Here is a 26,170-nt window from a genome sequence, read left to right as displayed (position 1 = left end):
GCTGGACCCTCTGATCCGCAGGTCGGCGCCGTTGTCAGTGGCGGGGTGCACGATGGGGGCATGGTCAGCTCCGCGTCCCGTGCCGACGGCGCCCGCAGCGCCCTTGACGGATTCTCCCCCGCGACCCGCGGCTGGTTCACGGGGGCCTTCTCCGCGCCCACCTCCGCCCAGGCCGGGGCGTGGCAGGCCATCTCGGAGGGGTCCGACGTGCTGGTCGTCGCGCCCACCGGTTCCGGCAAGACCCTGGCCGCCTTCCTCGCCGCCCTCGACCAGCTGGCGTCGACGCCCCCGCCCGCCGACCCGAAGAAGCGCTGCCGGGTGCTGTACGTGTCCCCGCTGAAGGCCCTCGCGGTCGACGTGGAGCGCAATCTGCGCAGCCCCCTGACCGGCATCCGGCAGGAATCGGTGCGCCTCGGCCTGCCGGAGCCGGAGGTGCGGGTCGGCATCCGGTCGGGTGACACACCGGCCGCCGAGCGGCGGGCCCTGTCGACCCGCCCGCCGGACATCCTGATCACCACCCCCGAGTCGCTGTTCCTGATGCTCACCTCCGCCACGCGGGACGCGCTCACCGGCATCGAGACGGTGATCCTCGACGAGGTGCACGCCGTCGCGAGCACCAAGCGCGGCGCCCATCTCGCGCTCTCCCTGGAGCGCCTCGACGAGCTGCTGCCGAAGCCCGCCCGCCGCATCGGCCTGTCGGCGACGGTCCGCCCGGTGGACGAGGTGGCGCGCTATCTCTCGCCCAAGCGCAAGGTCGAGATCGTCCAGCCGCCGTCCGGCAAGCAGTTCGACCTGTCCGTGGTCGTTCCGGTGGAGGACCTCGGGGAGCTGGGCGGATCCCCGGCCACCGACGCGGCCGACGGCCCGGGCGCCGAGGCGGAGCGTCCGTCGATCTGGCCGCACGTCGAGGAGCGCATCACCGACCTCGTCCAGGCGCACCGCTCCACCATCGTGTTCGCCAACTCACGCCGTCTCGCCGAGCGCCTGTGCAACCGCCTCAACGAAATCGCGTACGAGAGAGCGACCGGTGAGCCCCTCCCCGAGGACCACTCCCCGGCGGAGCTGATGGCCGAGTCGGGCGCCGCCAAGGGGGCTCCGCCGGTGCTGGCGCGGGCCCACCACGGCTCGGTCTCCAAGGAGCAGCGCGCGCAGGTCGAGGAGGACCTCAAGGCGGGCCGGCTGCCGGCCGTCGTCGCCACGTCCAGCCTGGAGCTGGGCATCGACATGGGCGCGGTCGACCTGGTGGTGCAGGTCGAATCGCCGCCGTCCGTGGCCTCCGGGCTGCAGCGCGTGGGCCGCGCGGGCCATCAGGTGGGCGCGGTCTCCACGGGCGTGGTGTTTCCGAAGTACCGGGGAGACCTGGTGCAGGCCGCCGTCGTCACGGAGCGGATGCAGACCGGCTCCATCGAGTCGTTGCGCATCCCGGCCAATCCCCTGGACGTGCTGGCCCAGCAGCTGGTGGCGATGGTCGCCCTCGACACCTGGCAGGTAGACGACCTCCTGACGGTGGTCCGCCGGGCGGCCTCCTTCGCCTCCCTCCCGGAGTCGGCGTTCACGGCCGTCCTGGACATGCTCGCCGGCCGCTATCCCTCCGACGCCTTCGCGGAGCTGCGCCCGCGCGTGGTCTGGGACCGCGTCGCGGGCACCGTCACGGGCCGGCCGGGCGCCCAGCGGCTGGCAGTGACTTCAGGGGGCACGATTCCCGACCGCGGCCTCTTCGGGGTCTTCCTGGCGGGCGCCGACCCCAAGAAGGGCGGCGGCCGCGTCGGGGAGCTCGACGAGGAGATGGTCTACGAGTCCCGGGTGGGTGACGTCTTCACGCTGGGCACCAGCTCCTGGCGCATCGAGGACATCACGCGCGACCGCGTCCTCGTCTCCCCCGCTCCCGGCGTCCCGGGCCGCCTCCCCTTCTGGAAGGGCGACCAGCTGGGCCGGCCGCTCGAACTGGGCCGTGCGCTCGGCGCATTCCTCCGGGAGGTCGGCGCGCTCTCGCGGGAGGACGCGCGCGGGCGGCTGCTGGCCACCGGCCTGGACGCCTGGGCCGCCGACAACGTCCTGTCCTACCTCGCCGAACAGCGCGAGGCCTGCGGGCACATTCCGGACGACCGCACGATCGTGGTCGAGCGGTTCCGCGACGAGCTGGGCGACTGGCGGGTCGTCGTGCACTCCCCCTTCGGAGCGCAGGTGCACGCCCCCTGGGCCCTCGCCCTCGGCGCCCGCCTCACCGAGCGGTACGGCATGGACGCCCAGGTCATGCACGCCGACGACGGCCTGGTCCTGCGGCTGCCCGACGCCGATCTGATGAGCCTCGACCTGCTGGACCAGGAGCCCGCCGCTCCCCCCGTGGAGTACGACGCCGAGAAGGCCCCGGTCGGCGCCGGCGACGTGGTCTTCGACAAGGGCGAGGTCAACCAGATCGTCACCGACGAGGTGGGCGGCTCGGCGCTGTTCGCCTCACGGTTCCGGGAATGCGCCGCCCGCGCGCTGCTGTTGCCGCGCCGCAGCCCCGGCAAGCGCACCCCGCTGTGGCAGCAGCGTCAGCGCGCCTCCCAGCTGCTGCAGGTCGCCAGCGAGTTCGGGTCCTTCCCGATCGTCCTGGAGGCGATCAGGGAGTGCCTTCAGGACGTCTTCGACGTGCCGGGGCTCACCGAGCTGATGGGCGACATCGAGTCCCGCCGCGTCCGCCTCGTCGAGGTCACGACGAACGAACCCTCCCCGTTCGCCCGCTCCCTCCTGTTCGGGTACGTCGCCCAGTTCCTGTACGAGGGCGACTCCCCCCTCGCCGAGCGGCGCGCGGCAGCCCTCTCCCTGGACTCGCGGCTGCTCGCCGAGCTCCTCGGCCAGGCGGAATTGCGCGAGCTCCTCGACGCCGACGTCCTGATGGAACTGGAGCAGGAGCTCCAGTGGCGTACGGAGGACCGCCGCATCAAGGACTCCGAGGGCGTCGCCGACCTGCTGCGGCTCCTCGGACCGCTCACCACGGCCGAGTTGGTGGAGCGCGGCGCCGAGCCGCAGTGGCCCGAGGAGCTGGCGTCCGCCCGCCGCGCGATCCGGGTCCGCATCGCGGGCGCCGAGCACTGGGCGGCGATCGAGGACGCGGGCCGGCTGCGCGACGCCCTCGGCACGGCCCTGCCGGTCGGCGTTCCCGAGGCCTTCATGGAGCCGGTCAAGGACCCGCTCGGCGACCTCCTGGCCCGCTTCGCGCGTACGCACGGCCCCTTCACCTCCGCCACCGCCGCCGCCCGCTTCGGCCTCGGAGCGGCGGTCACCGAAGGCGCGCTGCAACGCCTCGCCGGGAACGGCCGCGTGGTGCAGGGCGAGTTCCATCCGGCGGGCATCGGCCAGGAGTGGTGCGACGCCGCCGTCCTGCGCCGTCTGCGTCGCCGCTCCCTCGCGGCCCTGCGGCACGAGTTGGAGCCGGTTCCCCCGGCCGCGCTCGCCCAGTTCCTGCCCCAGTGGCAGAACCTCGGCGGGCACGGACTGCGGGGCATCGACGGCCTGGTGCGCGCCGTCGAACAGCTGCAGGGCGCCACCGTCCCCGCCTCCGCCCTCGAGAAGCTCGTCCTGCCGTCCCGCGTCACGGGCTACAACCCGGCCATGCTCGACGAGCTGACCGCGGCCGGCGAGGTGATCTGGGCCGGCGCCGGATCCCTGCCGGGCAAGGACGGCTGGGTCTCCCTGTACCTCGCCGACACCGCGCCCCTGCTCCTGCCTCCCCCGCACCCACTGGAGCTCACCGCCCTGCACGAGGCGGTCCTGACCACCCTCTCCGGGGGGTACGGCCTCTTCTTCCGCCAGATCGCCGACCAGGTCCGCGCCACCACCCACCCCGGAGTGCTGGATCCGCAACTGGCCGACGCCATCTGGGAGCTGGCCTGGTCGGGCCGGCTGACCAACGACACCCTCGGCCCGATGCGCTCGCTCCTCGGTTCGGGCCGCACCGCGGGAGCCACCGCCCACCGCGCCAAGCGCAACGTCCCGCGCGGGCGCTACGGCAGCCTGACCGGGGCCGCCCGCCCCACCTCGCGCACCGGCCCGCCGACGGTCGCCGGCCGCTGGTCGCTGCTCCCCGACCGCGAGACGGACCCGACCCTGCGCGCGCACGCCCTGGCCCGCGCCCTGCTGGACCGGCACGGCGTGGTGACCCGCGGCGCGGTGGCGGCCGAGGGGGTCGAGGGCGGCTTCTCCGCCACGTACCGCGTCCTGTCGGCGTTCGAGGACAGCGGCCAGGCGCGCCGTGGCTACGTGGTCGAGGGTCTCGGCGCGGCGCAGTTCGCGATGGACGGGGCGGTGGACCGGCTGCGCGCCACGGCGAACGCGCGGGAGCGTACGGACGGTGCGCGCCCCTCCGACGCCTCGGCCGCCGTGGTGCTCGCCGCGGCCGACCCCGCCAACGCGTACGGGGCCGCGCTCCCCTGGCCCGAGCCGCCGAAGGACACCACCCACAAGCCGGGCCGCAAGGCGGGCTCCCTCGTCGTCCTGGTCGACGGCGAGCTGACGCTCTACATGGAGCGCGGCGGCAAGACGCTGCTGGCCTGGCCCGCCTCTCCGGAGGATCCGCTCGGCGACGACCCGCGCCTGCACGCCGCCGCCGAAGCGCTCGCCGGGGCGGCCCGGGCGGGGTCCCTCGGCACGGTCACCGTGGAGCGGGTCAACAGCGTGGCCGCCCTGACCTCTCCGTTCGCCCCTCTCCTGGAAGGAGCCGGTTTCCACGCCACCCCGCGCGGGCTGCGGCTGCGGGCGTGACGGCACGCGGCCGTGTGCGAGGGCGGCCCCGCAGGCCAGGACCGGCCCGGGGGCTAGGGCGAGCGGCCGTGGGCGAGGGCACGCACGTAAACGACGGTGCGCCCGTAGGCGAGGGCGCGCGGCCGTGGGGCGTAGGCGCGCGCGTAGACGTCAGTGCACCCCTAGGCGACGGCGCGCCCCAAGGCGAGGGCAGGACGTCCGGGCGACGGGCAGCCCCTAGGCGCCTGCGCCCCATAACCGCCGGCACCCCATAACCACCCCACCCCGCCCCCGTCATGCCACCCTTGATCTCATGCCCGAAGGTGACACCGTCCTCCAAGCGGCCCGGCGCCTGCACACCGCCCTGGCCGGGCACACCCTGACGCGCTCCGACCTGCGCGTGCCCAAGCTCGCCACCGTCGACCTCACCGGCCGCACCGTCCTGGACGTCACCCCGCGCGGAAAGCACCTCCTCACCCGCATCGAGGGCGGCCTCACCCTCCACTCCCACCTGCGGATGGACGGTTCCTGGCGGGTGTACGCGCCGGACGAGCGCTGGCGCGGCGGCCCCGGACACCAGATCCGGGCGATCCTCGGCAACGCCGAACGGACGGCCGTCGGCTACCGCCTGCCCGTCCTCGAACTGCTCCGCACCACCGACGAGTACAAGGCCGTCGGCCACCTGGGCCCCGACCTCCTCGGCCCCGACTGGGATCCGGAGCGCGCGCTGGGCAACCTCCTCGCCGCGCCCGACCGCCCCCTCGGCGAGGCCCTCCTGGACCAGCGCAATCTCGCGGGCATCGGCAACGTCTTCAAGAGCGAGATCTGCTTCATCCTGGGCGTCACCCCCTGGCTCCCGATCGGCGAACTCCCCAAGGAGAAGGCCGCTCGCCTCCCCGCCCTCTGCAAGAAGCTCCTGGAAGCCAACCGCGACCGGTCCTCCCGCACCACCACGGGCCGTGACCGCGACGGCCAGCGCCTCTTCGTCTACGGACGCGCACCACGCCCCTGCATGCGCTGCCGCACCCCGATCCGCGTCGGCGAACAGGGCGACGGTTCGCGCAGCCGTCCCACCTACTGGTGCCCGACCTGCCAGTCGGGCCCGACACCGTGATCCCTGGCCCGCCACCCCCTCCCCCCAAGCCGTAATCGGCCACGCACGCCTACTAGTTGACGCCCCGTCAGGTGGAGCCGTACCGTCCCGTCATGCCCGTCATGGCGTACGACCTCACCGGACGCACCGCCTTCGTCACCGGCGCCGCCAGCGGCATCGGCCGCGCCACCGCGCTGCTCCTCGCGGAGGCGGGCGCCACCGTCCACTGCGCCGACCGCGACGAACAGGGGCTCCACGAGACCGCCGCCCTCATCAAGGCGGCCGGCGGCGCCCCGTACACGTACGCTCTCGACGTCGCGGACCGAACCCAGGTCGACCGAGCCGTGACGACGGCCGCGACCACACCTGCGGCCCCCGCCGAAGCAGCGCCCACAACCAGAACCACACCCACAGCCAGAACCACGCTCGTAGGCACCGCCACAGCCCCGCTCACCCCCGGCGACACCCCCCGCCTCGACATCATGGCCGCCATCGCCGGCGTCATGCACAGCAGCCCGGTCCTGGAGACCCGTGACGAGGACCTCGACCGGGTTCTGAACATCAACTTCAAGGGCGTCCTGTACGCGTGCCAAGCAGCGGCCCGCACGATGATCGACGCGGGTTCGGGCGGGAGCATCATCACGATGGCGTCCGGCGCCGTCGACACCGGCGGCCCCGGGCTCCTCTGCTACGGAGCGGCCAAGGCGGCCGTCGTCCAGCTCACCAAGACCCTGGCCACGGAGGTCGGACCGCACGGCATCCGCGTCAACGCCGTCGCGCCGGGCTGGATCCGCACCCCCATGACGACGCGGCACGACACCGCGGCCCCGGCCCGATCCCAGCCACAGAGCCAGCGACAGGCTCAGCCACAGAGTCAGGCGCACACCGAGAAGATCATGGTCCGCATGTCGCCCCTGGGCCGCGTCGGCGAACCGGAGGACATCGCGCACGCCGTACTGCATCTGGCCTCCGACGCCGCGTCCTTTACGACGGGCCAGATCCTCCGCCCGAACGGCGGCGTTGCCATGCCTTGGTGACCCCGACCCGCACCCCTGCCCGCACCCGCTCCCCTGCCCGCGTCCGCTCCCACACCCCCAGGGCTCGCCCCCTCAGCCGCCCCAGAAAACCGCCGGAACGCCGTACAGGCCCCTCCCCCTCGACCTCAACCCCACCATCGACCTCAACCCCACCCGCCACACCAGCCGCCCGCGCCTTGGACACACAGTGCACCGGCAGCACGCTCAGGCCCCACCCACCGGCCGCCACGGCCCCCTCCAGCACCCCCGCATCGGGCACGAACGCGACCCTCAGCACGCCCCACCACCACAGCGCGCCGAACGCGAGGGCAGGCACCCACCGCGCGGCGCGCCTGGATATCGCCGCTCCGTCACCGCTCACCGCAGCCACAGAAGCCACCTCCCACGAGAGGGCGCGTCGTCGTCACCGGAAAGAACCACGGTGCAATCGATGATGGCACCGACCCGGTCACAGCGCCCCACGATCGGGGGCGCTCGCCCACCCGCACCCCGGCGCACGAGCCGGAGCCGACCGGAGCGCCGACCGAGGCCCGAGGCCGCCGGGGGCAGACACGCCAGCATGGCCCGCGCAGACACGCCAGCATGGCCCGCGCGGAAACGCCAGAGCGGCCCGGCCCCCCAAGGGACCGGACCGCCCACGCACATCAGCCGGCCGGCGCATCAGCCGCCGCAGCGCGCTCAGCCGTTCTCCGCCTGGAACATCCAGTGGTGCTTCTCGAGGTCCGCCGTGATCCCGATGAAGATGTCCTGGCTGACCGGGTCGGCCTCGCCCGTCGCGTCGACCCGCTCCCGCATTCGGGTGATCACCGCGCCGAGCGCGTCCACGAGCGCCCCCACGGCGTCCACGTCCTTGACCCAGCCCTCGGGCGTCTTGCCGATCCCGCTGCTCTGCGCCACCGTGGCCGCGCGCCCGTCGGGCGAGACGCCGAGCGTCGAGGCGCGCTCCGCCACCGTGTCGGAGTGCTGCCGGGCCGTGTCGACGACCTCGTCCAGCTGCAGATGCACGGAACGGAAGCGCGGGCCGACCACATTCCAGTGAATCTGCTTGGCCACCAGGGACAGGTCGACCAGGTCCACCAGCGCGCCCTGCAGGGCCTCCGAGACCGTCTTCAGATCCGCATCGGACAGCGGGCTCTTCACGACGTACATCTGTCTCCTCCAACTCACGATCGAATGAGGTAAATCCCCACCAACCATGTCATAAAACCGCCAAATAGGTCGATTCATGAATCCCAGGTCACGTGGGGTGCACCCCGGACAAACAGAAGCCCCGACCGGGTACCCGGTCGGGGCTTCCACACACTTCTTCGGAACGTCACGCCGCGACGACGTCGACCGCCTCCGCGGGTGCCTTGATCGTGACCCGTTCCGGTGGCACACCGGCCACGGAGACGGAATTGAGCATCGAACGAACCGGTGCGCGCACCGGCTCCGGGACTGCTGCAGACTCAGCCAGCTCGGCGAGCGACAGCTCGTCGCTCACTTCACGCATGAGCTCGGACATCCGTACGTCAAGCGCGTCGCAGATCGCGGAAAGCAGCTCGGAGGAAGCCTCCTTCTGCCCCCGCTCCACCTCGGAGAGATAGCCGAGCGAGACTCGGGCGGACGAGGAGACTTCGCGCAGAGTACGGCCCTGGCGCTGGCGCTGCCGACGCAGCACGTCACCCAGCAGGCGACGGAGCAGAATCATCGGTGGCTCCCTCCTCGGACCGCGTAGCCGCATCCTTCACGCCCCACCGTACCGCCTTGCGCGGCGGCCGTGCGGGGAGCGATGTCGTGTTCACTCAGGGCTGCAAACATCAATTCCCCCCGTTCTGTTCCGTATCCTGTGCCCGCCCGTTCCCCGGAGGTTCGCCGGACAGCTGTTCGATGAGCAGCGTGAGGACGCTCCGTACGCTTTCCCTACGGATTTCCGCACGCCCACCGTTCAACCGCAGGGCGGCCACTTTTACCTGGGCTCCGCCATCGGCGTAACCGCGCATGTTCTCGGTTTTCGTACCGGAAGCCGCTTCCGGGCCCGCGTCCCGCGCCGGCCCGGCGACCGCCACGTACACGGTCCCGACCGGCTGTCCGTCCTGCGCGTCGGGGCCCGCGACCCCGGTGGTGGCGAGCCCCCAGTCCGCGCCGAGGGCCGTCCGCACGCCCGCCGCCATCTGCCGCGCGACCTCCGGATCCACCGCCCCGCGCTGGTCCAGCAGAGTGCCGTCGACGCCGAGCACGTCCCGCTTCAGCTCCGTGGCGTACGCCGTCACGGAGCCGCGGAAGACCTTCGAGGCCCCGGGCGTCGACGTGATCTCGGCGGCCACCAGGCCCCCGGTCAGCGACTCGGCGACGGCGAGCGTCTCGCCGCGTGCGGCCAGGAGCCGCAGCAGCGTGCGCGCCGGCGCCTCGGACGCCGAGTGCCCGGGGGATGTCACTTCGCCGCCTCCCGGGCGGACGCGTCCGCCGCCGCACGCGCCTCGGCCCTGCCCTGCCTGCGCAACACGACGGCCTGCTTCACATAGTCGAGTCCGGTCACCACGGTCAGCACCACGGCGAGCCCCATCACCCAGAACCGCAGTGTGGCGAGCGGTCCGGTCAGGGCCAGAACGTACATCCCGACCGCCGTGCCCTGCGCGAGCGTCTTCATCTTGCCGCCGCGGCTGGCCGGAATGACGCCGTAGCGGATCACCCAGAAGCGCAGCAGCGTGATCCCGAGCTCACGCCCGAGAATCACCCCGGTCACCCACCAGGGCAGGTCACCGAGCCAGGAGAGACAGATCAGCGCGGCGCCCATGATCGCCTTGTCGGCGATCGGGTCGGCGATCTTCCCGAAGTCCGTGACCAGGTTGTACGTGCGGGCCAGGTGGCCGTCGAACAGGTCGGTGATCATGGCGACGGCGAAGGCCGCCCAGGCGAACGAACGCCAGGCCGGGTCGTACCCGCCGTTGCCGAGCAGCAGCATCACGAAGCCGGGCACGAGCAGCAGCCGGACCATGGTCAGCAGGTTCGCGACATTCCACAGGCTGGCCTGATTGACCGCCGCGGCGCCCAGCTTCCCGCCCCGGACCGGCTTCGTCCCCGGTGCGCCCGGCGCACCGGAACCACCCGCGGGTGCCGGGACTCCTGTCATCTGCCGGCCTCCTGCAGACACTCAGCCACCAAGTCCACGCCCTCCGTGCCGACGACCTTTGCCACGACCATACGGCCGACGTGCGGGCCGTCCGCACCGATGGTGCCCGTCAGCCGGATCTGGCCGTCCGTCTCGGGGGCCTGGTGCGCGGCACGGCCGAGCGGGCCCTCTTCCTCGTCGAGGGACTCCACGAGCACCTCCAACGTCTCGCCGAGCCGCTCCTCGGCGCGCTGCGAGGTGAGCTCCTCGGCGAGCCGCGCGATGCGGGCGAGCCGCTCGTCGACGACGTCCTGGTCGAGCTTCTCGTCGTACGTGGCCGCCTCGGTGCCCTCCTCGTCGGAGTACCCGAAGACGCCGATGGCGTCCAGGCGGGCGCCGGTCAGGAACCGCTCGAGCTCCGCGACGTCCGCCTCACTCTCGCCGGGGAAGCCCACGATGAAGTTCGAGCGCACGCCGGCCTGCGGGGCCTTGGAGCGGATGGTGTCCAGGAGCTCGAGGAAGCGGTCGGTGTCACCGAAGCGCCGCATGGCGCGCAGCACGCCGGGCGCGGAGTGCTGGAAGGACAGGTCGAAGTAGGGGGCGACCTTCTCCGTCGAGGTGAGGACGTCGATGAGGCCGGGGCGCATCTCGGCGGGCTGCAGGTAGCTGACGCGCACCCGCTCGATCCCGTCGACGGCGGCGAGCTCCGGGAGCAGCGTCTCCAGGAGACGGATGTCACCGAGGTCCTTGCCGTACGAGGTGTTGTTCTCGGAGACGAGCATGACCTCCTTGACGCCCTGCTCGGCGAGCCAGCGGGTCTCGCCGAGGACGTCGGAGGGGCGGCGCGAGATGAACGAGCCGCGGAAGGAGGGGATGGCGCAGAACGAGCAGCGCCGGTCGCAGCCGGAGGCCAGCTTCACGGAGGCGACGGGGCTGGAGCCCAGGCGGCGGCGGAGCGGCGCGCGCGGGCCGGAGGCGGGCGCGAGGCCCTCGGGCAGGTCCTGCGGGGCCGGCGCGGGCTCGACGGGCGCGTGGCCCGGCAGCGCGACGGCGCCCTGGGCGTCCTGCCGCTCGGCGGGGCTGATCGGCAGGAGCTTGCGCCGGTCGCGCGGGGTGTGGGCCTCGACGCTGCCACCGCTGAGGATGGTCTGCAGCCGACCGGAGATGTCGGCGTAGTCGTCGAAACCGAGCACGCCGTCGGCCTCGGGCAACGCCTCGGCGAGCTCCTTGCCGTACCGCTCGGCCATGCAGCCGACCGCGACGACGGCCTGGGTCTTGCCGTGACCCTTCAGGTCATTGGCTTCGAGGAGGGCGTCGACGGAGTCCTTCTTGGCGGCTTCGACGAAGCCGCAGGTGTTGACGACGGCGACGTCCGCGTCCTCGGCGTCCTCGACGAGCTGCCAGCCGTCCGCCTCCAAGCGGCCTGCGAGCTCCTCCGAGTCCACCTCGTTACGGGCGCAGCCAAGAGTGACAAGGGCGACGGTGCGGCGTTCGGGCATGGTCTCAAGACTACTTCGTCCCCGCCCCGGCACCTCCCGCCAGGGTTGCCCGCCGGTCCGCCCCAGGTCGGCGGCGCGTCACCCGGACGTTGCCGCGCCCCGCGGAGCGTCGCTGGTCGGACGCCCTCGCGGGCCGCGGTCAGCCCGCCTGCGGGTCGCCCTTCGTGTACGTGAGGCGCTCGACCTGGCCGGGCTCGAATTCGTTGTCGACCTGCTTGCCGTTCACGTACAGCTGGATCGCGCCCGCGTCGCCGAGGACGAGATCGATCTTCTGCTTGTCCTGGAAGGTCTTGTCCTGACCCTGCTCAAGGACGCCGTCGAAGAGGGTCCGGCCGCTGTGGTCCTTGGCCGAGATCCAGCTGCGGCCCTCGGGGGCGACGACCTTGACCGTGACCTTGTCGCGCGGGACACCGGCGATGGCGCTGTCCGACGGGTCGGGCTTGGGATCGGCGGGCTTGGAGGGCTTCGGCTTCTTCACCGGCTGGGAGGCCGCGGGCGTGGGGCCCTCGGCGAGCGACTTCGAGCTGTCCTTGTCGTCACCGCCGCCGAACGCGGTGAAGCCGACGAAGCCGATCACCGCGACGATCGCGGCGACCATGGCTGCCGTCCAGTTCGGCCGGCGCGGCTCGGAGCGGATGCGTTCGGCCTCGAAGAGGGGCGCCGCAGGGGTGGGCGCGGGCGGACGGCCGCCGTGCGCCTCGTCGTACTGGGCGAGCAGCGGAGCCGGGTCGACCCCGACGGCGCGCGCCAGCGTTCTGATGTGGCCGCGGGCGTACACGTCGCCGCCGCAGCGGGAGAAGTCGTCCTGTTCGATCGCGTGCACGATCGGGATGCGCACGCGCGTGGAGGTGCTGATCTCGTCGACGGTCAGACCCGCGTCGATACGGGCCTGCCGCAGGACACGGCCGATCGGGAGCCGGTCGTCGGCCTGGCGGTCGGCGGCCTGCGTCCTGTCTGCCGCGCTCTCGTCTGCGGCGCGGTCGGGGCGGTCGAGGCGGTCGTCTGAAGGACGGTCGTCTTCAGGGGAGTTGCCGATGGACACGGGGGCGCCTTTCGAGCGTGTAGCCACCTGCCGGAGGTTCAGTTTAGGCGGGTCCTGAAAGGGTGGGGCAACCGGACGGACGGACTTTGTACGCCATCAGAATGGCCGGACATCCTGATGGTGGGACATCGTGCTCTTATCTCCCTCAACTTGACGTGCGTCGAAGGGAAACGGTTGCCTGCTGATCCCTTACGGGTGAGCCCGGCCCGGCCTTATGGGCTAGCCTCCCCGCGGATCACCGCGAGCACGCCGTCCAGCTCGTCAGGTTTCACAAGAACGTCACGTGCCTTGGATCCCTCGCTGGGCCCGACGATGGAGCGCGACTCCATCAGGTCCATCAGCCGGCCGGCCTTCGCGAAGCCGACGCGCAGCTTGCGCTGCAGCATGGACGTGGACCCGAACTGGGTGGAGACCACCAGTTCAGCGGCCTGGCAGAGCAGATCGAGGTCGTCGCCGATGTCCTCGTCGATCTCCTTCTTCTGCTTGGTGCCGACGGTGACGTCGTCCCGGAAGACCGGCGCCATCTGGTCCTTGCAGTGCTGGACCACCGCGTGGATCTCGTCCTCGGTGACGAAGGCGCCCTGCATACGGGTGGGCTTGTTGGCGCCCATCGGCAGGAAGAGACCGTCGCCCTTGCCGATGAGTTTCTCCGCGCCGGGCTGGTCGAGGATGACGCGGCTGTCGGCGAGCGAGGAGGTCGCGAAGGCGAGACGGGAGGGCACGTTCGCCTTGATCAGGCCGGTCACGACGTCGACCGAGGGCCGCTGGGTGGCGAGCACCAGGTGGATGCCGGCCGCGCGCGCGAGCTGGGTGATGCGCACGATCGAGTCCTCGACGTCGCGCGGGGCGACCATCATCAGGTCGGCGAGCTCGTCGACGATCACCAGGAGGTACGGGTACGCCTGCAGCTCCCGCTCGCTGCCCTCGGGCGTCTTGAGCTTGCCCTCGCGCACGGCCTGGTTGAAGTCGTCGATGTGCCGGTAGCCGAAGGCGGCGAGGTCGTCGTAGCGCAGGTCCATCTCGCGCACGACCCACTGGAGCGCCTCGGCGGCCCGCTTGGGGTTGGTGATGATCGGCGTGATCAGGTGCGGGATGCCCTCGTACGCGGTGAGCTCGACCCGCTTGGGGTCGACGAGGACCATCCGGACGTCCTCGGGCGTCGCTCTTATCATGATCGAAGTGATCAGGCAGTTGATGCACGACGACTTGCCGGAGCCGGTGGCACCGGCCACCAGGATGTGCGGCATCTTCGCCATGTTGGCCATCACATAGCCGCCCTCGACGTCCTTGCCGAGCGCGACGAGCATGGGGTGGTCGTCCTCGGCCGCGTCGGCCAGGCGCAGCACGTCGCCGACGTTGACCATCTCGCGGTCGGTGTTCGGGATCTCGATGCCGACCGCGGACTTGCCGGGGATCGGCGAGATGATCCGGACGTCGGGCGAGGCGACCGCGTACGCGATGTTCTTGGCCAGCGCGGTGATCTTCTCGACCTTCACGGCGGGGCCCAGCTCGATCTCGTACCGCGTGACCGTCGGCCCGCGCGTGAAGCCGGTGACGCGCGCGTCGACCTTGAACTCGGTGAAGACGTTCGTCAGCGAGTCCACGACCGCGTCGTTGGCGGCGCTGCGGGTCTTGCCGGGGCCGCCGCGCTCCAGGAGGTCGAGCGAGGGCAGCGCGTAGGTGATGTCGCCGGCCAGCTGGAGCTGCTCGGCGCGGGGCGGCAGTTCGCGCGGGGGCTCGGGCGCGGGCTTGGTGAGGTCCTGTACGGCGCTCTGAGCGGGCGCCTGCGGCTTCTTCTTGAGCTTGCCGGGCACCGGAGCGTCGGTGGCGCGCGCGGTCGGTACGGGGGCCGCGGGCTCCCGCTCCTCGCTGTGTTCGCGCTCCTCCCGCTCCCCGGAGACGCCCTGGGTCAGATCGGCGACCAGCGGCGACGGCGGCATGCCGTGCAGCACGGCACCGTCCAGGGCGGCGGCAGCGGCGGCCGCCACGTCCACGGCGTCCATCGGCCGGTCCATGTCCGGCTGTACGGGGGTCCTGCGCGGCCTGCGCCGCTTGGAGAGGGCGTCCTCCTCGGCCCGGTCGGGACCGTAGCCGTCCGGGTCGTATGCGTCGGGGGCGGGGGTGCGCCGGCGCGCGGGGCGGGCGGGCAGCGCCTCGCGCCACTGGTCCTCGTACCGCTCGTCGTCGTCGAAGTAGACCTCGGCCTCCGGCTCGGGCTGGACGACGCCGAGCTTGGTGCCGAGCAGCCGCAGGCGCTGCGGGATGGCGTTGACGGGCGTGGCCGTGACGACGAGCAGCCCGAAGACGGTGAGCAGCACCAGGAGCGGCACCGCGAGGATCTCGCCCATGGTGAAGATCAGCGGCGTGGAGGAGCCCCAGCCGATCAGACCGCCGGCATCCCTTATCGCCTGCATCCCGGAGCTGCGGGCGGGCGAGCCGCACGCGATGTGGACCTGTCCGAGGATGCCGATGACCAGGGCGGACAGGCCGATCACGATGCGGCCGTTGGCCTCGGGCTTCTCCGGGTGCCGGATGAGGCGTACGGCGATGGTGCCCAGCAGCAGCGGCACCAGCAGGTCGAGGCGGCCGAACGCGCCGGTCACCAGGACCTCCACGAGGTCGCCGACCGGACCGCGCAGGTTCGACCAGGTGCCCGCGGCGACGATCAGCGCGATGCCGAGCAGGAGCAGCGCGAGGCCGTCCTTGCGGTGCGCCGGATCGAGGCCCTTGGCGCCGCGCCCTATGCCGCGGAACATGGCGCCGACTCCGTGCGCGATGCCCAGCCAGACGGCGCGCGCCAGCCGGTACACGCCCCCGGTGGGGCTGGGCACCGGCCTGGGCGCGGGCTTCTTCGCCGCGACCTTCTTGGCCGGCGCCTTCCTGGCGGGCACCTTCTTTGCCGCGATCTTCTTCGCGGGCGGTCTGGCAGCGGCCTTCTTCGCCGGAGCCTTCGTCGGCGCGGCCGCCTTCTTCGCGGGCGTCTTCTTGGCTGCGGACTGACGTGAGGCCATGGGTGTGAGGTTACCGGTGTCGACCACTGCGGACACGTGTGCCCACTGCTTCACCCGTTTGTGTCGCCCTTGCGGTGGCGGAGAACTGACGGCGCTTCACCGCGCTCACGCGGCACGAAACCTCGTCAGGGAGGCTCCGTGCCACGTCAGTTCTGCGAGGGGACCGAGGGCGCGCCGCTGCCGGTGCCCGGCTCCAGGGCGTCAAGCGCCCGGCGCAGGCCGGTGAGTTTGCGTTCGAGATGGGCGGCGGTGGCGACCGCCGCGGCATCCGCCGACTCGTCGTCCAGCTGTTTGGACAGCGCCTCGGCCTGCTCCTCGACCGCCGCGAGCCGCGCCGACAGCTCGGCGAGCAGCCCCGCGGGCTCCTTGGCGTCGCCGGCCACGGCCTTGCCGCTGCCCTCCAGCTGCAGCCGCAGCAGCGCCGCCTGCTCCCGCAGTTGGCAGTTCTTCATGTACAGCTCGACGAAGACCGAGACCTTCGCGCGCAGCACCCACGGATCGAACGGCTTGGAGATGTAGTCCACCGCGCCCGCCGCATAGCCACGGAAGGTGTGATGCGGTCCGTGGTTGATGGCGGTGAGGAAGATGATCGGGATGTCCCGCGTCCGCTCCCGCCGTTTGATGTGCGCGGCGGTTTCGAAGCCGTCCATTCCCGGCATCTGGACGTCCAGCAAAATGACCGCGAAGTCGTCCGTGAGTAGTGCTTTGAGCGCTTCCTCCCCGGACGATGCCCGCACCAGTGTCTGATCGAGCGCAGAGAGGATGGCCTCCAGCGCCAGCAGATTCTCCGGCCGGTCATCGACCAGGAGGATCTTGGCCTTCTGCACCATGGCCCGCCCTCCTCGCCCCGGCGGTACACCGGGCGCCGCCCCAGAGGACGACTCCCTTGCGCCGCCCGTCCTTGTGCCGGTCATGGTAGCCGCACCCCGCCTGTCGCCACACCCTGTCACCGCGATGTCACTGTGCACGTAGCAGAAACGCGGCGGGAGACCAGAAGGTTCCCCGCACACCGCGGTTCTACACGACCTCCGCCACACTCTGTCAGCAACTCCGTGTGACGAAGCCGGTTCTCGGTCACTCAGCGCGCATCCACTGCTCCATCACCGACAACAGATGATCCGGGTCGACCGGCTTCGTGACGTAATCGGAAGCTCCGGAGTCGATGGCCTTCTCCCGGTCGCCCTTCATCGCCTTGGCGGTGAGCGCGATGATCGGGAGACCGGCGAACTGCGGCATCCTGCGGATCGCCGTCGTCGTCGCGTACCCGTCCATCTCGGGCATCATGATGTCCATCAGAACCACCGTCACATCGTCGTGCTGCTCCAGCACTTCGATGCCCTCGCGGCCGTTCTCCGCGTACAGCACCGCGAGGCCGTGCTGCTCCAGGACGCTGGTGAGCGCGAAGACGTTGCGGATGTCGTCGTCGACGATGAGGACCTTCTCGCCGCCGAAGTGGATGCCGGGCCGGGACGCGGCAGGGGCCGGGGTCTCCTGCACCGAGGGCCACTGCTCCTGCGGGCGCTGCTCCTGGGGCCGCTGCTCCTGTGCGCCGGGAGCCGACTGTCCCGGCAGCGCCGAGGGCTCCTGCGCGGGCGCGGAACGGCGCCGCCTGCGGAAGAGCGACGCGGGGCCCGTGGACGTCTCCTGGCGCGCCGGGGCGGTCTCGGGCCGGGCCGTGCCCTCGGTCGAGGGGGCCTCCTCCAGGGCGGGCAGTTCGCGCGGCTGGGGCGCGGGCGCCAGCTGCGTGTAGCCCTGGGGCGGCAGTTCGCTCGGGTGCAGCGGCAAATAGAGCGTGAAGGTCGAGCCGCGGCCCGGCTCGCTCTGCGCGTGGATCTCGCCGCCGAGCAGCCGCGCGATCTCCCGGCTGATGGAGAGGCCGAGCCCGGTGCCGCCGTACTTCCTGCTCGTCGTGCCGTCGGCCTGCTTGAACGCCTCGAAGATGACCCGCATCTTGCTGGCCGCGATGCCGATGCCGGTGTCCGTCACCGAGAAGGCGATCAGGTCGGCGTCCGCGTCGCGCAGCGAGCCCGCCTCCAGGAGCTGCTCGCGGATGGCGTTGGGCACGTCGTTGTTGGCGTGCCGGATCACCAGCTCGACCGCTCCGGAGTCGGTGAACTTCACCGCGTTCGACAACAGGTTGCGCAGCACCTGGAGGAGGCGCTGTTCGTCCGTGTGCAGCGTGGCGGGCAGTTCCGGGGAGACCCGTACGGAGAAGTCGAGTCCCTTCTCCGCGGTCAGCGGCCGGAAAGTGGCCTCTACGTAGTCGACGAGTTGGACCAGCGCGATGCGCGTCGGGGAGACGTCCATCTTGCCGGCCTCGACCTTCGACAGGTCGAGGATGTCGTTGATCAGCTGCAGCAGGTCCGATCCCGCGCCGTGGATCGTCTCAGCGAACTCGACCTGCTTGGGGGTGAGGTTCGCGTCGGCGTTGTCGGCGAGCAACTTGGCCAGGATCAACAGGGAGTTGAGCGGCGTGCGCAGCTCGTGCGACATGTTCGCGAGGAACTCGGACTTGTAGCGCATCGAGACCGCGAGCTGCTCGGCGCGCTCCTCCAGAACCTGCCTGGCCTCTTCGATCTCGGTGTTCTTGACCTCGATGTCACGGTTCTGCTGGGCGAGCAGCTCCGCCTTCTCCTCCAGCTCCGCGTTGGAGTCCTGAAGGGCCTTCTGCCGGTTCTCCAACTCGGCGGACCGCTCCCGCAGTTGCTCGGTCAGCTCCTGCGACTGCTTCAGCAGCACCTCGGTCTTGGTGTTGACGCTGATGGTGTTGACGCTCGTCGCGATCATCTCAGCGATCTGGCTGAGGAAGTCCTTCTGGATCTGCGTGAAGGGCTGGAAGGAGGCCAGCTCGATCACGCCGAGGACCGTTCCCTCGAAGAGCACCGGGAGCACGATGACCTGCGCGGGCGGCGCCTCGCCGAGCCCGGAGGCGATCCGCAGATAGCCGGACGGCGCGTTCTCCACGAGGATCGTGCGCCGCTCCTTGGCGGCCGTCCCGATGAGCGTCTCGCCGGGCCGGAAGGACGTCGGCATGGACCCCATGGAGTACCCGTAACTGCCGAGCATCCGCAGCTCGTACGCGTCCTCGTGGTCGCCCCCGAGGTCCTGCCCGTCGTCCGTCGGCATCGCCAGGAAGAACGCGCCGTGCTGCGCCGAGACCACCGGTGTCAGCTCGCTCATGATCAGCGAGGCGACGTCGTCCAGGTCGCGGCGGCCCTGCATCAGACCGGAGATCCGCGCGAGGTTGCCCTTGAGCCAGTCCTGTTCCTTGTTGGCCAGGGTGGTGTCGCGCAGGTTGGCGATCATCGTGTTGATGTTGTCCTGCAGCACCTGGATCTCGCCGGCGGCGTCGACCTCGATCTTGAGGTTGAGGTCGCCCCGGGTCACCGCGGTGGCGACCTTGGCGATGGCGCGCACCTGCCGGGTGAGGTTTCCGGCCATCTCGTTCACGGACTCGGTGAGGTCCCGCCACGTGCCGTCGACGTCACGCACGCGTGCCTGGCCGCCCAGCTGGCCCTCGGTGCCCACCTCGCGGGCGACCCGGGTGACCTGCTCGGCGAAGGACGACAACTGGTCGACCATGGTGTTGATGGTGGTCTTCAGCTCCAGGATCTCGCCCCGGGCGTCGATGTCGATCTTCTTGGTCAGGTCACCCTTGGCGATCGCCGTGGTGACCATCGCGATGTTGCGGACCTGACCGGTCAGGTTGGACGCCATCGAGTTCACGGACTCGGTGAGGTCCTTCCACGTACCGGAGACGCCCGGCACCCGCGCCTGACCGCCCAGGATGCCGTCGGTGCCCACCTCACGGGCCACGCGCGTGACCTCGTCGGCGAACGAACTCAGCGTCGTCACCATGGTGTTGACCGTGTCGGCGAGCTGCGCGACCTCGCCGCGCGCCTCCACCGTGACCTTCTTGGTGAGGTCGCCGTTGGCGACCGCCGCCGAGACCTGGGAGATGTTGCGCACCTGGCTGGTCAGGTTGTTGGCCATCAGGTTGACGTTGTCGCTCAGGTCCTTCCAGATGCCGGTGACGCCCGGCACCCGCGCCTGACCGCCCAACTGGCCCTCGGTGCCCACCTCGCGGGCCACCCGGGTCACCTGCTCGGCGAACGACGACAGCTGGTCGACCATGGTGTTGACGGTCGTGACGAGTTCGAGGATCTCGCCCTTCGCGTCGACGGTGATCTTCTTGGAGAGGTCGCCCATGGCGACGGCCGTGGTGACCTCGGCGATGTTCCGCACCTGCAGGGTGAGGTTGTTCGCCATGCCGTTCACGGACTGCGTGAGGTCCTTCCAGGTGCCGGAGACACCCTGCACTTCGGCCTGGCCGCCCAGGATGCCGTCCGTACCCACCTCGCGGGAGACCCGCGTGACCTGCTCGGCGAAGGCGGACAGCTGGTCCACCATCGTGTTCAGGGTGTTCTTCAGCTCCAGGATCTCGCCGCGCGCGTCCACGTCGATCTTCTGCGACAGGTCGCCGCGCGCCACCGCCGTCGCCACCTGCGCGATGTTGCGCACCTGCGCGGTGAGGTTGCCGGCCATGCCGTTCACGGAGTCCGTCAGATCCCGCCACACACCGGCCACGCCGGGCACCTGCGCCTGACCGCCCAGGCGCCCCTCGGTGCCCACCTCGCGGGCCACCCGGGTCACCTGGTCCGCGAAGGCGGACAGCTGGTCGACCATCGTGTTGATGGTGTTCTTGAGTTCGAGGATCTCGCCCCGCGCGTCGACCTCGATCTTCTGCGACAGGTCGCCGCGCGCCACCGCCGTGGTGACCTGCGCGATCTGGCGCACCTGCGACGTCAGGTTGCCCGCCATGAAGTTGACGGAGTCCGTGAGGTCCTTCCACGTACCGCTCACGCCGTCCACGCGCGCCTGGCCGCCGAGCCGGCCCTCGGTGCCCACGTCCCGCGCCATCCGCGTGACCTGGTCGGCGAAGGACGACAGCTGGTCCACCATCGTGTTCACGGTGTTCTTCAGCTGGAGCATCTCGCCGGAGACGTCCACGGTGACCTTCTGCGACAGGTCGCCGTTGGCCACCGCCGTCGTCACCTGCGCGATGTTGCGGACCTGCCCCGTGAGGTTGCGGAACGCGGTGTTCACCGAGTCGGTGAGGTCCTTCCACGTACCGGCCGCGCCCTGCACCTGCGCCTGACCGCCGAGCTCACCCTCGACGCCGATCTCCCGCGCCACGCGCGTCACTTCGGAGCCGAAGGCGGAGAGCTGGTCGACCATCGTGTTCGTGGTGTTCTTCAGCTCGAGCATCTCGCCCGCGACGTCCACGGTGACCTTCTGCGACAGGTCACCGTTGGCCACCGCCGTGGTCACCTGCGCGATGTCGCGCACCTGCGTCGTGAGGTTCCGGAAGACCGTGTTGACCGAGTCGGTGAGATCCTTCCAGGTACCGGCCGCGCCCGGCACGTTGGCCTGCCCGCCGAGCTGCCCCTCCGCGCCGACCTCGTTGGCCACGCGGGTGACCTCGTCCGCGAACGTCCGCAGCGTCTCGGTCATCTGGTTGATCGTCTCGGCGAGCTGGGCGACCTCGCCGCGCGCGCTCACCGTCACCTTCTGGGACAGATCGCCGTTCGCGACCGCCGTCGTGACCTGCGCGATCCCCCGCACCTGGGCGGTGAGGTTGCCGGCCATCAGGTTCACCGAATCGGTGAGGTCCTTCCACACGCCCGCCACACCCGGCACCTGCGCCTGGCCGCCGAGCTCGCCCTCCGTACCGACCTCGCGGGCCACCCGCGTCACCTCGGAGGAGAACGACGAGAGCTGGTCCACCATCGTGTTGACGGTGTTCTTCAACTCCAGCATCTCGCCCGCGACATGAACCGTGACCTTGCGGGACAGATCACCCTTCGCCACGGCCGTCGTCACCAGCGCGATGTCCCGCACCTGGGCGGTCAGGCGGTACGCCATGGTGTTCACGGAGTCCGTGAGGTCCTTCCACGAACCGGACATCCCGCGCACCCTGGCCTGCCCGCCCAGCTTGCCCTCGGTGCCGACCTCGCTGGCCACGCGCGTGACCTCGTCCGTGAAGGTGGAGAGCTGGTCGACGAGGTTGTTGACCGTCCGTCCGACCTTCAGGAACTCGCCGCGCAGCGGGTGGGCGGCCCCGTCGACCCCCTGGGCCCGCAGCTCCATGCGCTGCTCCAGGTCGCCCTCCGCGACCGCGGACAGCACCCGGCCGACCTCGGAGACGGGACGTACGAGATCGTCGACGAGCGCGTTCGACGCGTCGATCGCGGCCGCCCACGAGCCCTCGCTCGCCCCGGCCTCAAGTCGTTCCGTGAGTTTTCCCTCACGCCCGACCATGCGCCGCACCCGGGAAAGCTCACCGGTGAGGTGCAGGTTCCGGTCAGCCACCTCGTTGAAGACGGCGGCGATCTCGGACATCACGTCGTCGCCGGAGACCGTCAGCCGCTTGCGGAAGTTGCCGTCCCGCATCGCCGCCAGGGCCGCGAGCAGCCTGTTCAGAGCCGCGGCGTCCACTGAAGCCGTCGTCCCGTTGCGCGGTTTGCGCTGTTTGTTCAGGGACTGTCCGTCTTTCGCGCGCGTTTTAGAACCCCGCGTCGCTGCGCCAGACTCCACTGTGTCCCTCCCGCAAGGGTCGACCGGTACTGCTCGGGTATTTCTGGGCTGTCTCCATGAAGCTTGCCCAGTGTTTCACCATGGCTGAACCAGGCCATAACAGTTCGGCAGCTTCGCACACCGTCCGCACACCCTCCGGGCGGAAACACTGACAACCGGCATCAGCATGGACGGCGAAGGTAAGTAACCTTGCATCCGGCTGTCCAACCACCCCGGTCCTGCCCGGCCAGGGCGGTGGTACACGAACAAGCGGGCATCGGAGGGGCGGCCGTCACCATGGGTTCGGGAGAACTGGGCGTCGATACAGTCGACACTGTCGATACTCGTACGAGGAGTGCTGTGATCACCGCGCGCGCGGCTGCCACCTTCGACCCCGTCGGACGTTCCGTCGCGACGGCTCGCTCCTTCGTGCGCGACACCCTGCAGGGCTGGGGCTTCTCGGACATCGTCGACGACGCCGTGGTCCTCACCAGCGAGCTGGTCACCAACGCCGTGGTGCACGCCGGGACGGCCGCCGACGTCGAGTGTCTGCGCAGCGAGGACGCCGTACGCATCGAGGTCTCCGACCGCTATCCGGAGCGCGAGATCCCGCTTCAGCAGTCCTCGGTGAACATGGGCAGCCCCGACCGCGAGGGCGGCCGCGGCCTCCAGCTCTGCGCGGCACTCGCGTCCCGCTGGGGCGTCGACTACACGCCCACCCACAAGCAGGTCTGGTTCCAGCTCGACCTGCCCCACCGCCCCGTGGGCACCCGCTCCGCGGGCCCCGCGCTGCCGGCCGCGCTGCTGCCCATCGCCGACGGCAGAGTCCGCGTCGCCGTCATCCAGATCGACCGCCTGGGCGCCATCTCCGCCTGGAACGAAGACGCCGAGGAACTCTTCGGCTACGGCTCCGAGCAGGTCATGGGCAAGCCGCTCAACGACCTCGCGGCCTGGCCGCACACCCCGGGCACCAGCACCGGCATCGCCGAGGCCCTGCAGCTCTCCCGCTGGGAGGGCAGCTACGGCGTCCGCGGCGCCGACGGCTGCGTGATCCCGGTCTACGCCTCGCACCTGCGCGTCCGCGACGCCGACGGCGAACCCTCCACGGTCTGCCTGCTCGTACGCGACGACGAACGCGCGGTGCTGCAGACCCCGCTGCGCGGCGCACCCCCCGAGCCGGGCTCGCGCACCGAGCCGCACGCCACGGACCCCTTCGAGGTGTTCATCGGCTCCCCCGCCCCCGACGACCTCGACGGCCTGCTCCAGCGCACCGTCGAACGGGCCCGCGACATGCTCGACGGCGACGCGGCCTTCCTGCTCCTCGCCACCGACGACGAGACCGAGCTGGAGGTCCGCGCCTCCACCGGTCTGCCGTCCGCCCGCCAGCGCTTCGCCCGCGTCCAGGTCGAGTCGGCCCCCGGCCGCTACGGCTCCGCCCGCATGCCGGCCGTCCACGAGGACCTGACGGTCGTGCCGGGCGCGGTCCCGCTGCTCGCCGGCACGGGCATGCGCTCCGTCGTCACCGTCCCGCTGAAGGTGGAGGGCCGCCTCACCGGCTCCCTGGGCGTCGCCGCCGAGGCCTCCGGGCGGTACTCGAACGAGGAGGCCCTGCGCCTGCAGTTCGCCGCCGACCGCATCGCCCTGGCCGTGGAGTCCGCGCGCCTCGGCGAGCTGGAGCGGCTCCGCCGCGGCTCGCTCTCCTTCCTCGTCGAGGCCTCCGACCTCCTCGCGGGCACCCTGGACCGCGACCAGACCCTGGCCCTCATGGCCCAGATGACGGTCCCGACCCTGGCCACCTGGTGCGCCGTCTACACGATCGCCGACCAGTCCGCCGAGCCCTATCTCTCGTACGTCCTGCACGAGGACGAGGAGCGCATCGACGGCCTCAAGGCCCTCCTCTCCAAGATCTCGCCGCCGGACCCGGTGCCCACCCCCGGTGCCCGCATCTGGGCGGCCCCGTCCGAGGCGGCGCACCAGGCGGCCCTGCGCACCTCGATGCGCAGCCTCGGCCTCGGCGAGCCCATGACCCTCGGCTCGGGCATCGGCACGACGCTCTCCACCGCGTCGGCGGTGGGCGGCGAGACGGTGGTCCTGCCCCTGGTCGCCCGCAACCGCGTCATCGGCATGCTCACCCTCGGTAAGCCCGCCGACGAACACTTCCGCCAAGAGATCCTGGAATTGGCCGAAGATCTCTCCCGCCGGGCGGCGCTCGCCCTCGACAACGCCCGCCTCTACTCCGAGCGCATGGCCATCAGCCAGTCCCTGCAGCGCAGCCTGCTGCCGCCGGGGCTCCCGCCGGTCCCGGGCGTCGAGGTCGAGGTCATCTACCGCGCGGCCGGCGAGGGCAACGAGGTCGGCGGCGACTTCTACGACCTCTTCCCGATCCGCGACGGCGCGTACGGCTTCGCGATCGGCGACGTCTGCGGCACGGGTCCGGAGGCCGCGGCCGTCACGGGTCTGGCCCGGCACGCCCTGCGTCTGCTCGCCCGCGAGGGATTCGGCGGCCCGGCCGTCCTGGAGCGGCTCAACGCCGCGATCCTCGACGAGGGCGCCCGCAGCCGCTTCCTGACGCTCCTGTACGGCGAGTTGTGGCCCCAGGAGGACGGCTCGGCGGTCCTGAAGGTCGTCTGCGCCGGCCACCCGCTGCCGCTGCGCCTGCGCCAGGACGGCACGGTCGAGCCGTACGCGGAACCGCAGCCGCTGCTCGGCGTCATGGACGACCTCGAACTGTACGAGCAGACGATGACGCTCGACCCGGGCGATGTCCTGCTCTGCGTGACCGACGGCGTCACCGAACGCCGCGAGGGCACCCGCATGTTGGGTGACGACGGCCTCGCGGACGTCCTGACGACCTGCACGGGTCTGACGGCGGGAGCGGTCGCGGCACGCATCATGCGCGCGGTGGAGCGCTTCGCGACGGACGCGCCCTCCGACGACATGGCGATCCTCGCGATGCGGGTGCCGGGTCTCCAGAAGGACTGAGTACGCAAAAGGCCCCCGCCCAGTTGGGCGGGGGCCTTCTTTACGTGAGCCCCCAAGCGGAATCGAACCGCTGACCTTCTCCTTACCATGGAGACGCTCTACCGACTGAGCTATAGGGGCCTGCTGCCTTGTGGGGGTTTTCCCCGCGGCAACGGAATAGATCATACCTGAAATCGAAGGGTGCCTCGAACCGCCTTCCGACTTCCCGCTTCCGGCTTTCGACCTCTCAGAACGCGGGCTGCAGCAGTCCGCCGAGCGCATTGCACGCGGAGACGACACGGTGGAGCTCGCGCCGCGACAGGGACGCGTCGGCCGGCAGCGCCAGCGTCTCGTCGGCGGCCCGCTCGGTCTCGGGCAGACACACGTCCCGCCAGAACCGCGGCATGCGGTGCACGGGCGTCTTCACCGGCACCCGGCAGTCAACTCCCTTGGCCCGTACGGCGCGTGCGAAGGCGTCCCGGTCGGGCCGCCCGTTCCCCGGCACGCGCACGACGTACTGCTGGTAGTCGTGCCCCTCACCGCCGTCGGGCGTCACGACGCCACGAAGGCGCCCGCTGAGATACGCGGCGTGCGCCCGCCGACGCTCCAGCAGGTCGTACGAGGTCTCCACGGCCGCGGCCTCCGGCTCCCTGCGCTCCAGTACGAGGAGCCCCTGCCGGTTCCCGACGTCCCGCAGCCGCTGCACCTCGGCCTGGTTGCCGAAGCGGTGCACGACGACGACGGCGGCCGTCCGCGGGGTCACCACGGCGTTCACGGCGTCCGGGTCGAGGCAGTACGTGGCCGGGTTTATGTCCGCGAAGACGGGCACCGCACCGGCGAGGACCACGTCCTCGGCGACCTCGGCGTTCCCGTAGGCCGGCACGACGACCTCATCGCCGGTGCCCACACCGGCGGCGCGCAACAATCCAACTGTCCCCATGCCAGGCGATGTTGGTCGCACGACGTGAACGGAAGGTGACGCACAACAAAAAAGAGCTGGTCCCCGAACCGAAGTTCAGGGACCAGCTCTTATCAAAAGGAGTTCGGCGGCGTCCTACTCTCCCACAGGGTCCCCCCTGCAGTACCATCGGCGCTGTGAGGCTTAGCTTCCGGGTTCGGAATGTAACCGGGCGTT

Annotated in this window: 14 protein-coding genes, 1 tRNA gene, 1 rRNA gene and 1 pseudogene; 4 read left to right on the top strand and 13 right to left on the bottom strand. The window is 71.2% G+C overall.

Annotated features, from left to right (window positions below):
* Positions 1-60 precede the first annotated feature (60 nt).
* The 3 genes from ACZ6CV_RS19665 (at position 61) to ACZ6CV_RS19655 (ending at position 6,855) form a co-directional block, all read left to right on the top strand.
* A complete protein-coding gene (locus tag ACZ6CV_RS19665) occupies positions 61-4,746 on the top strand; it encodes an ATP-dependent helicase (protein WP_469252041.1) in 4,686 nt (1,561 codons plus the stop codon).
* 292 nt (positions 4,747-5,038) lie between these two features.
* Positions 5,039-5,839 (top strand): Fpg/Nei family DNA glycosylase, encoded by an 801-nt coding sequence (locus ACZ6CV_RS19660; RefSeq protein ID WP_469252040.1) that lies wholly within the window; start codon positions 5,039-5,041, stop codon positions 5,837-5,839.
* A gap of 92 nt (positions 5,840-5,931) precedes the next feature.
* On the top strand, positions 5,932-6,855 hold the full coding sequence (locus ACZ6CV_RS19655; RefSeq protein ID WP_469252039.1) for an SDR family NAD(P)-dependent oxidoreductase: 924 nt from the start codon (positions 5,932-5,934) through the stop codon (positions 6,853-6,855).
* Between the two features lie 151 nt (positions 6,856-7,006).
* Here the strand turns inward: ACZ6CV_RS19655 and ACZ6CV_RS19650 are convergent.
* The 10 genes and pseudogenes from ACZ6CV_RS19650 to ACZ6CV_RS19605 form a co-directional block, all read right to left on the bottom strand.
* Positions 7,007-7,195: pseudogene (locus ACZ6CV_RS19650) on the bottom strand (hypothetical protein); the annotation flags it as partial.
* A gap of 338 nt (positions 7,196-7,533) precedes the next feature.
* The gene (locus ACZ6CV_RS19645) at positions 7,534-8,004 is read right to left on the bottom strand and encodes a Dps family protein (protein WP_358777083.1); all 471 of its coding nucleotides are present in this window, start codon (positions 8,002-8,004) and stop codon (positions 7,534-7,536) included.
* Positions 8,005-8,170: 166 nt separating this feature from the next.
* Positions 8,171-8,545 carry a helix-turn-helix domain-containing protein gene (locus tag ACZ6CV_RS19640; protein WP_055564110.1) on the bottom strand — a complete coding sequence of 125 codons (375 nt, stop codon included), beginning with the start codon at positions 8,543-8,545 and terminating at the stop codon, positions 8,171-8,173.
* A gap of 109 nt (positions 8,546-8,654) precedes the next feature.
* The gene (locus ACZ6CV_RS19635; protein ID WP_469252038.1) at positions 8,655-9,272 is read right to left on the bottom strand and encodes a CinA family protein; all 618 of its coding nucleotides are present in this window, start codon (positions 9,270-9,272) and stop codon (positions 8,655-8,657) included.
* Positions 9,269-9,967, bottom strand: coding sequence for a CDP-diacylglycerol--glycerol-3-phosphate 3-phosphatidyltransferase (gene pgsA, locus ACZ6CV_RS19630; RefSeq protein WP_358713061.1), 699 nt, complete (start codon positions 9,965-9,967; stop codon positions 9,269-9,271). The genes ACZ6CV_RS19635 and pgsA overlap by 4 nt, the downstream gene beginning before the upstream one ends.
* Complete coding sequence (rimO, locus tag ACZ6CV_RS19625) at positions 9,964-11,445, bottom strand: 30S ribosomal protein S12 methylthiotransferase RimO (RefSeq protein WP_469252037.1); 1,482 nt, start codon at positions 11,443-11,445, stop codon at positions 9,964-9,966. Before rimO ends, pgsA begins: the two co-directional genes overlap by 4 nt.
* Before the next feature lie 139 nt (positions 11,446-11,584).
* Positions 11,585-12,487 carry a helix-turn-helix domain-containing protein gene (locus tag ACZ6CV_RS19620; protein ID WP_469252036.1) on the bottom strand — a complete coding sequence of 301 codons (903 nt, stop codon included), beginning with the start codon at positions 12,485-12,487 and terminating at the stop codon, positions 11,585-11,587.
* Positions 12,488-12,699: 212 nt separating this feature from the next.
* The gene (locus ACZ6CV_RS19615; RefSeq protein WP_469252035.1) at positions 12,700-15,498 is read right to left on the bottom strand and encodes a DNA translocase FtsK; all 2,799 of its coding nucleotides are present in this window, start codon (positions 15,496-15,498) and stop codon (positions 12,700-12,702) included.
* Between the two features lie 146 nt (positions 15,499-15,644).
* Entirely contained in the window at positions 15,645-16,328 is a 684-nt protein-coding gene (locus ACZ6CV_RS19610) for a response regulator (protein WP_355804268.1), read from the bottom strand.
* 244 nt (positions 16,329-16,572) lie between these two features.
* Complete coding sequence (locus ACZ6CV_RS19605) at positions 16,573-22,095, bottom strand: HAMP domain-containing protein (protein ID WP_469252034.1); 5,523 nt, start codon at positions 22,093-22,095, stop codon at positions 16,573-16,575.
* Between the two features lie 339 nt (positions 22,096-22,434).
* Here ACZ6CV_RS19605 and ACZ6CV_RS19600 point away from each other — a divergent pair, with 339 nt between their 5' ends.
* Positions 22,435-25,056 carry a SpoIIE family protein phosphatase gene (locus ACZ6CV_RS19600; protein WP_469252033.1) on the top strand — a complete coding sequence of 874 codons (2,622 nt, stop codon included), beginning with the start codon at positions 22,435-22,437 and terminating at the stop codon, positions 25,054-25,056.
* 47 nt (positions 25,057-25,103) lie between these two features.
* Here ACZ6CV_RS19600 and ACZ6CV_RS19595 read toward each other — a convergent pair.
* The 3 genes from ACZ6CV_RS19595 to rrf form a co-directional block, all read right to left on the bottom strand.
* Positions 25,104-25,176: transfer RNA gene (locus tag ACZ6CV_RS19595), tRNA-Thr, on the bottom strand.
* 106 nt (positions 25,177-25,282) lie between these two features.
* Entirely contained in the window at positions 25,283-25,960 is a 678-nt protein-coding gene (locus tag ACZ6CV_RS19590; RefSeq protein WP_469252448.1) for a DegT/DnrJ/EryC1/StrS family aminotransferase, read from the bottom strand.
* Between the two features lie 116 nt (positions 25,961-26,076).
* Positions 26,077-26,170, bottom strand: a 5S ribosomal RNA gene (rrf, locus tag ACZ6CV_RS19585); the annotation flags it as partial.

This window comes from Streptomyces sp. NPDC041713, assembly GCF_055591085.1.
Note: the sequence above shows the minus strand (reverse complement) of the source record. Positions and strands in the feature narration are given on the sequence as shown.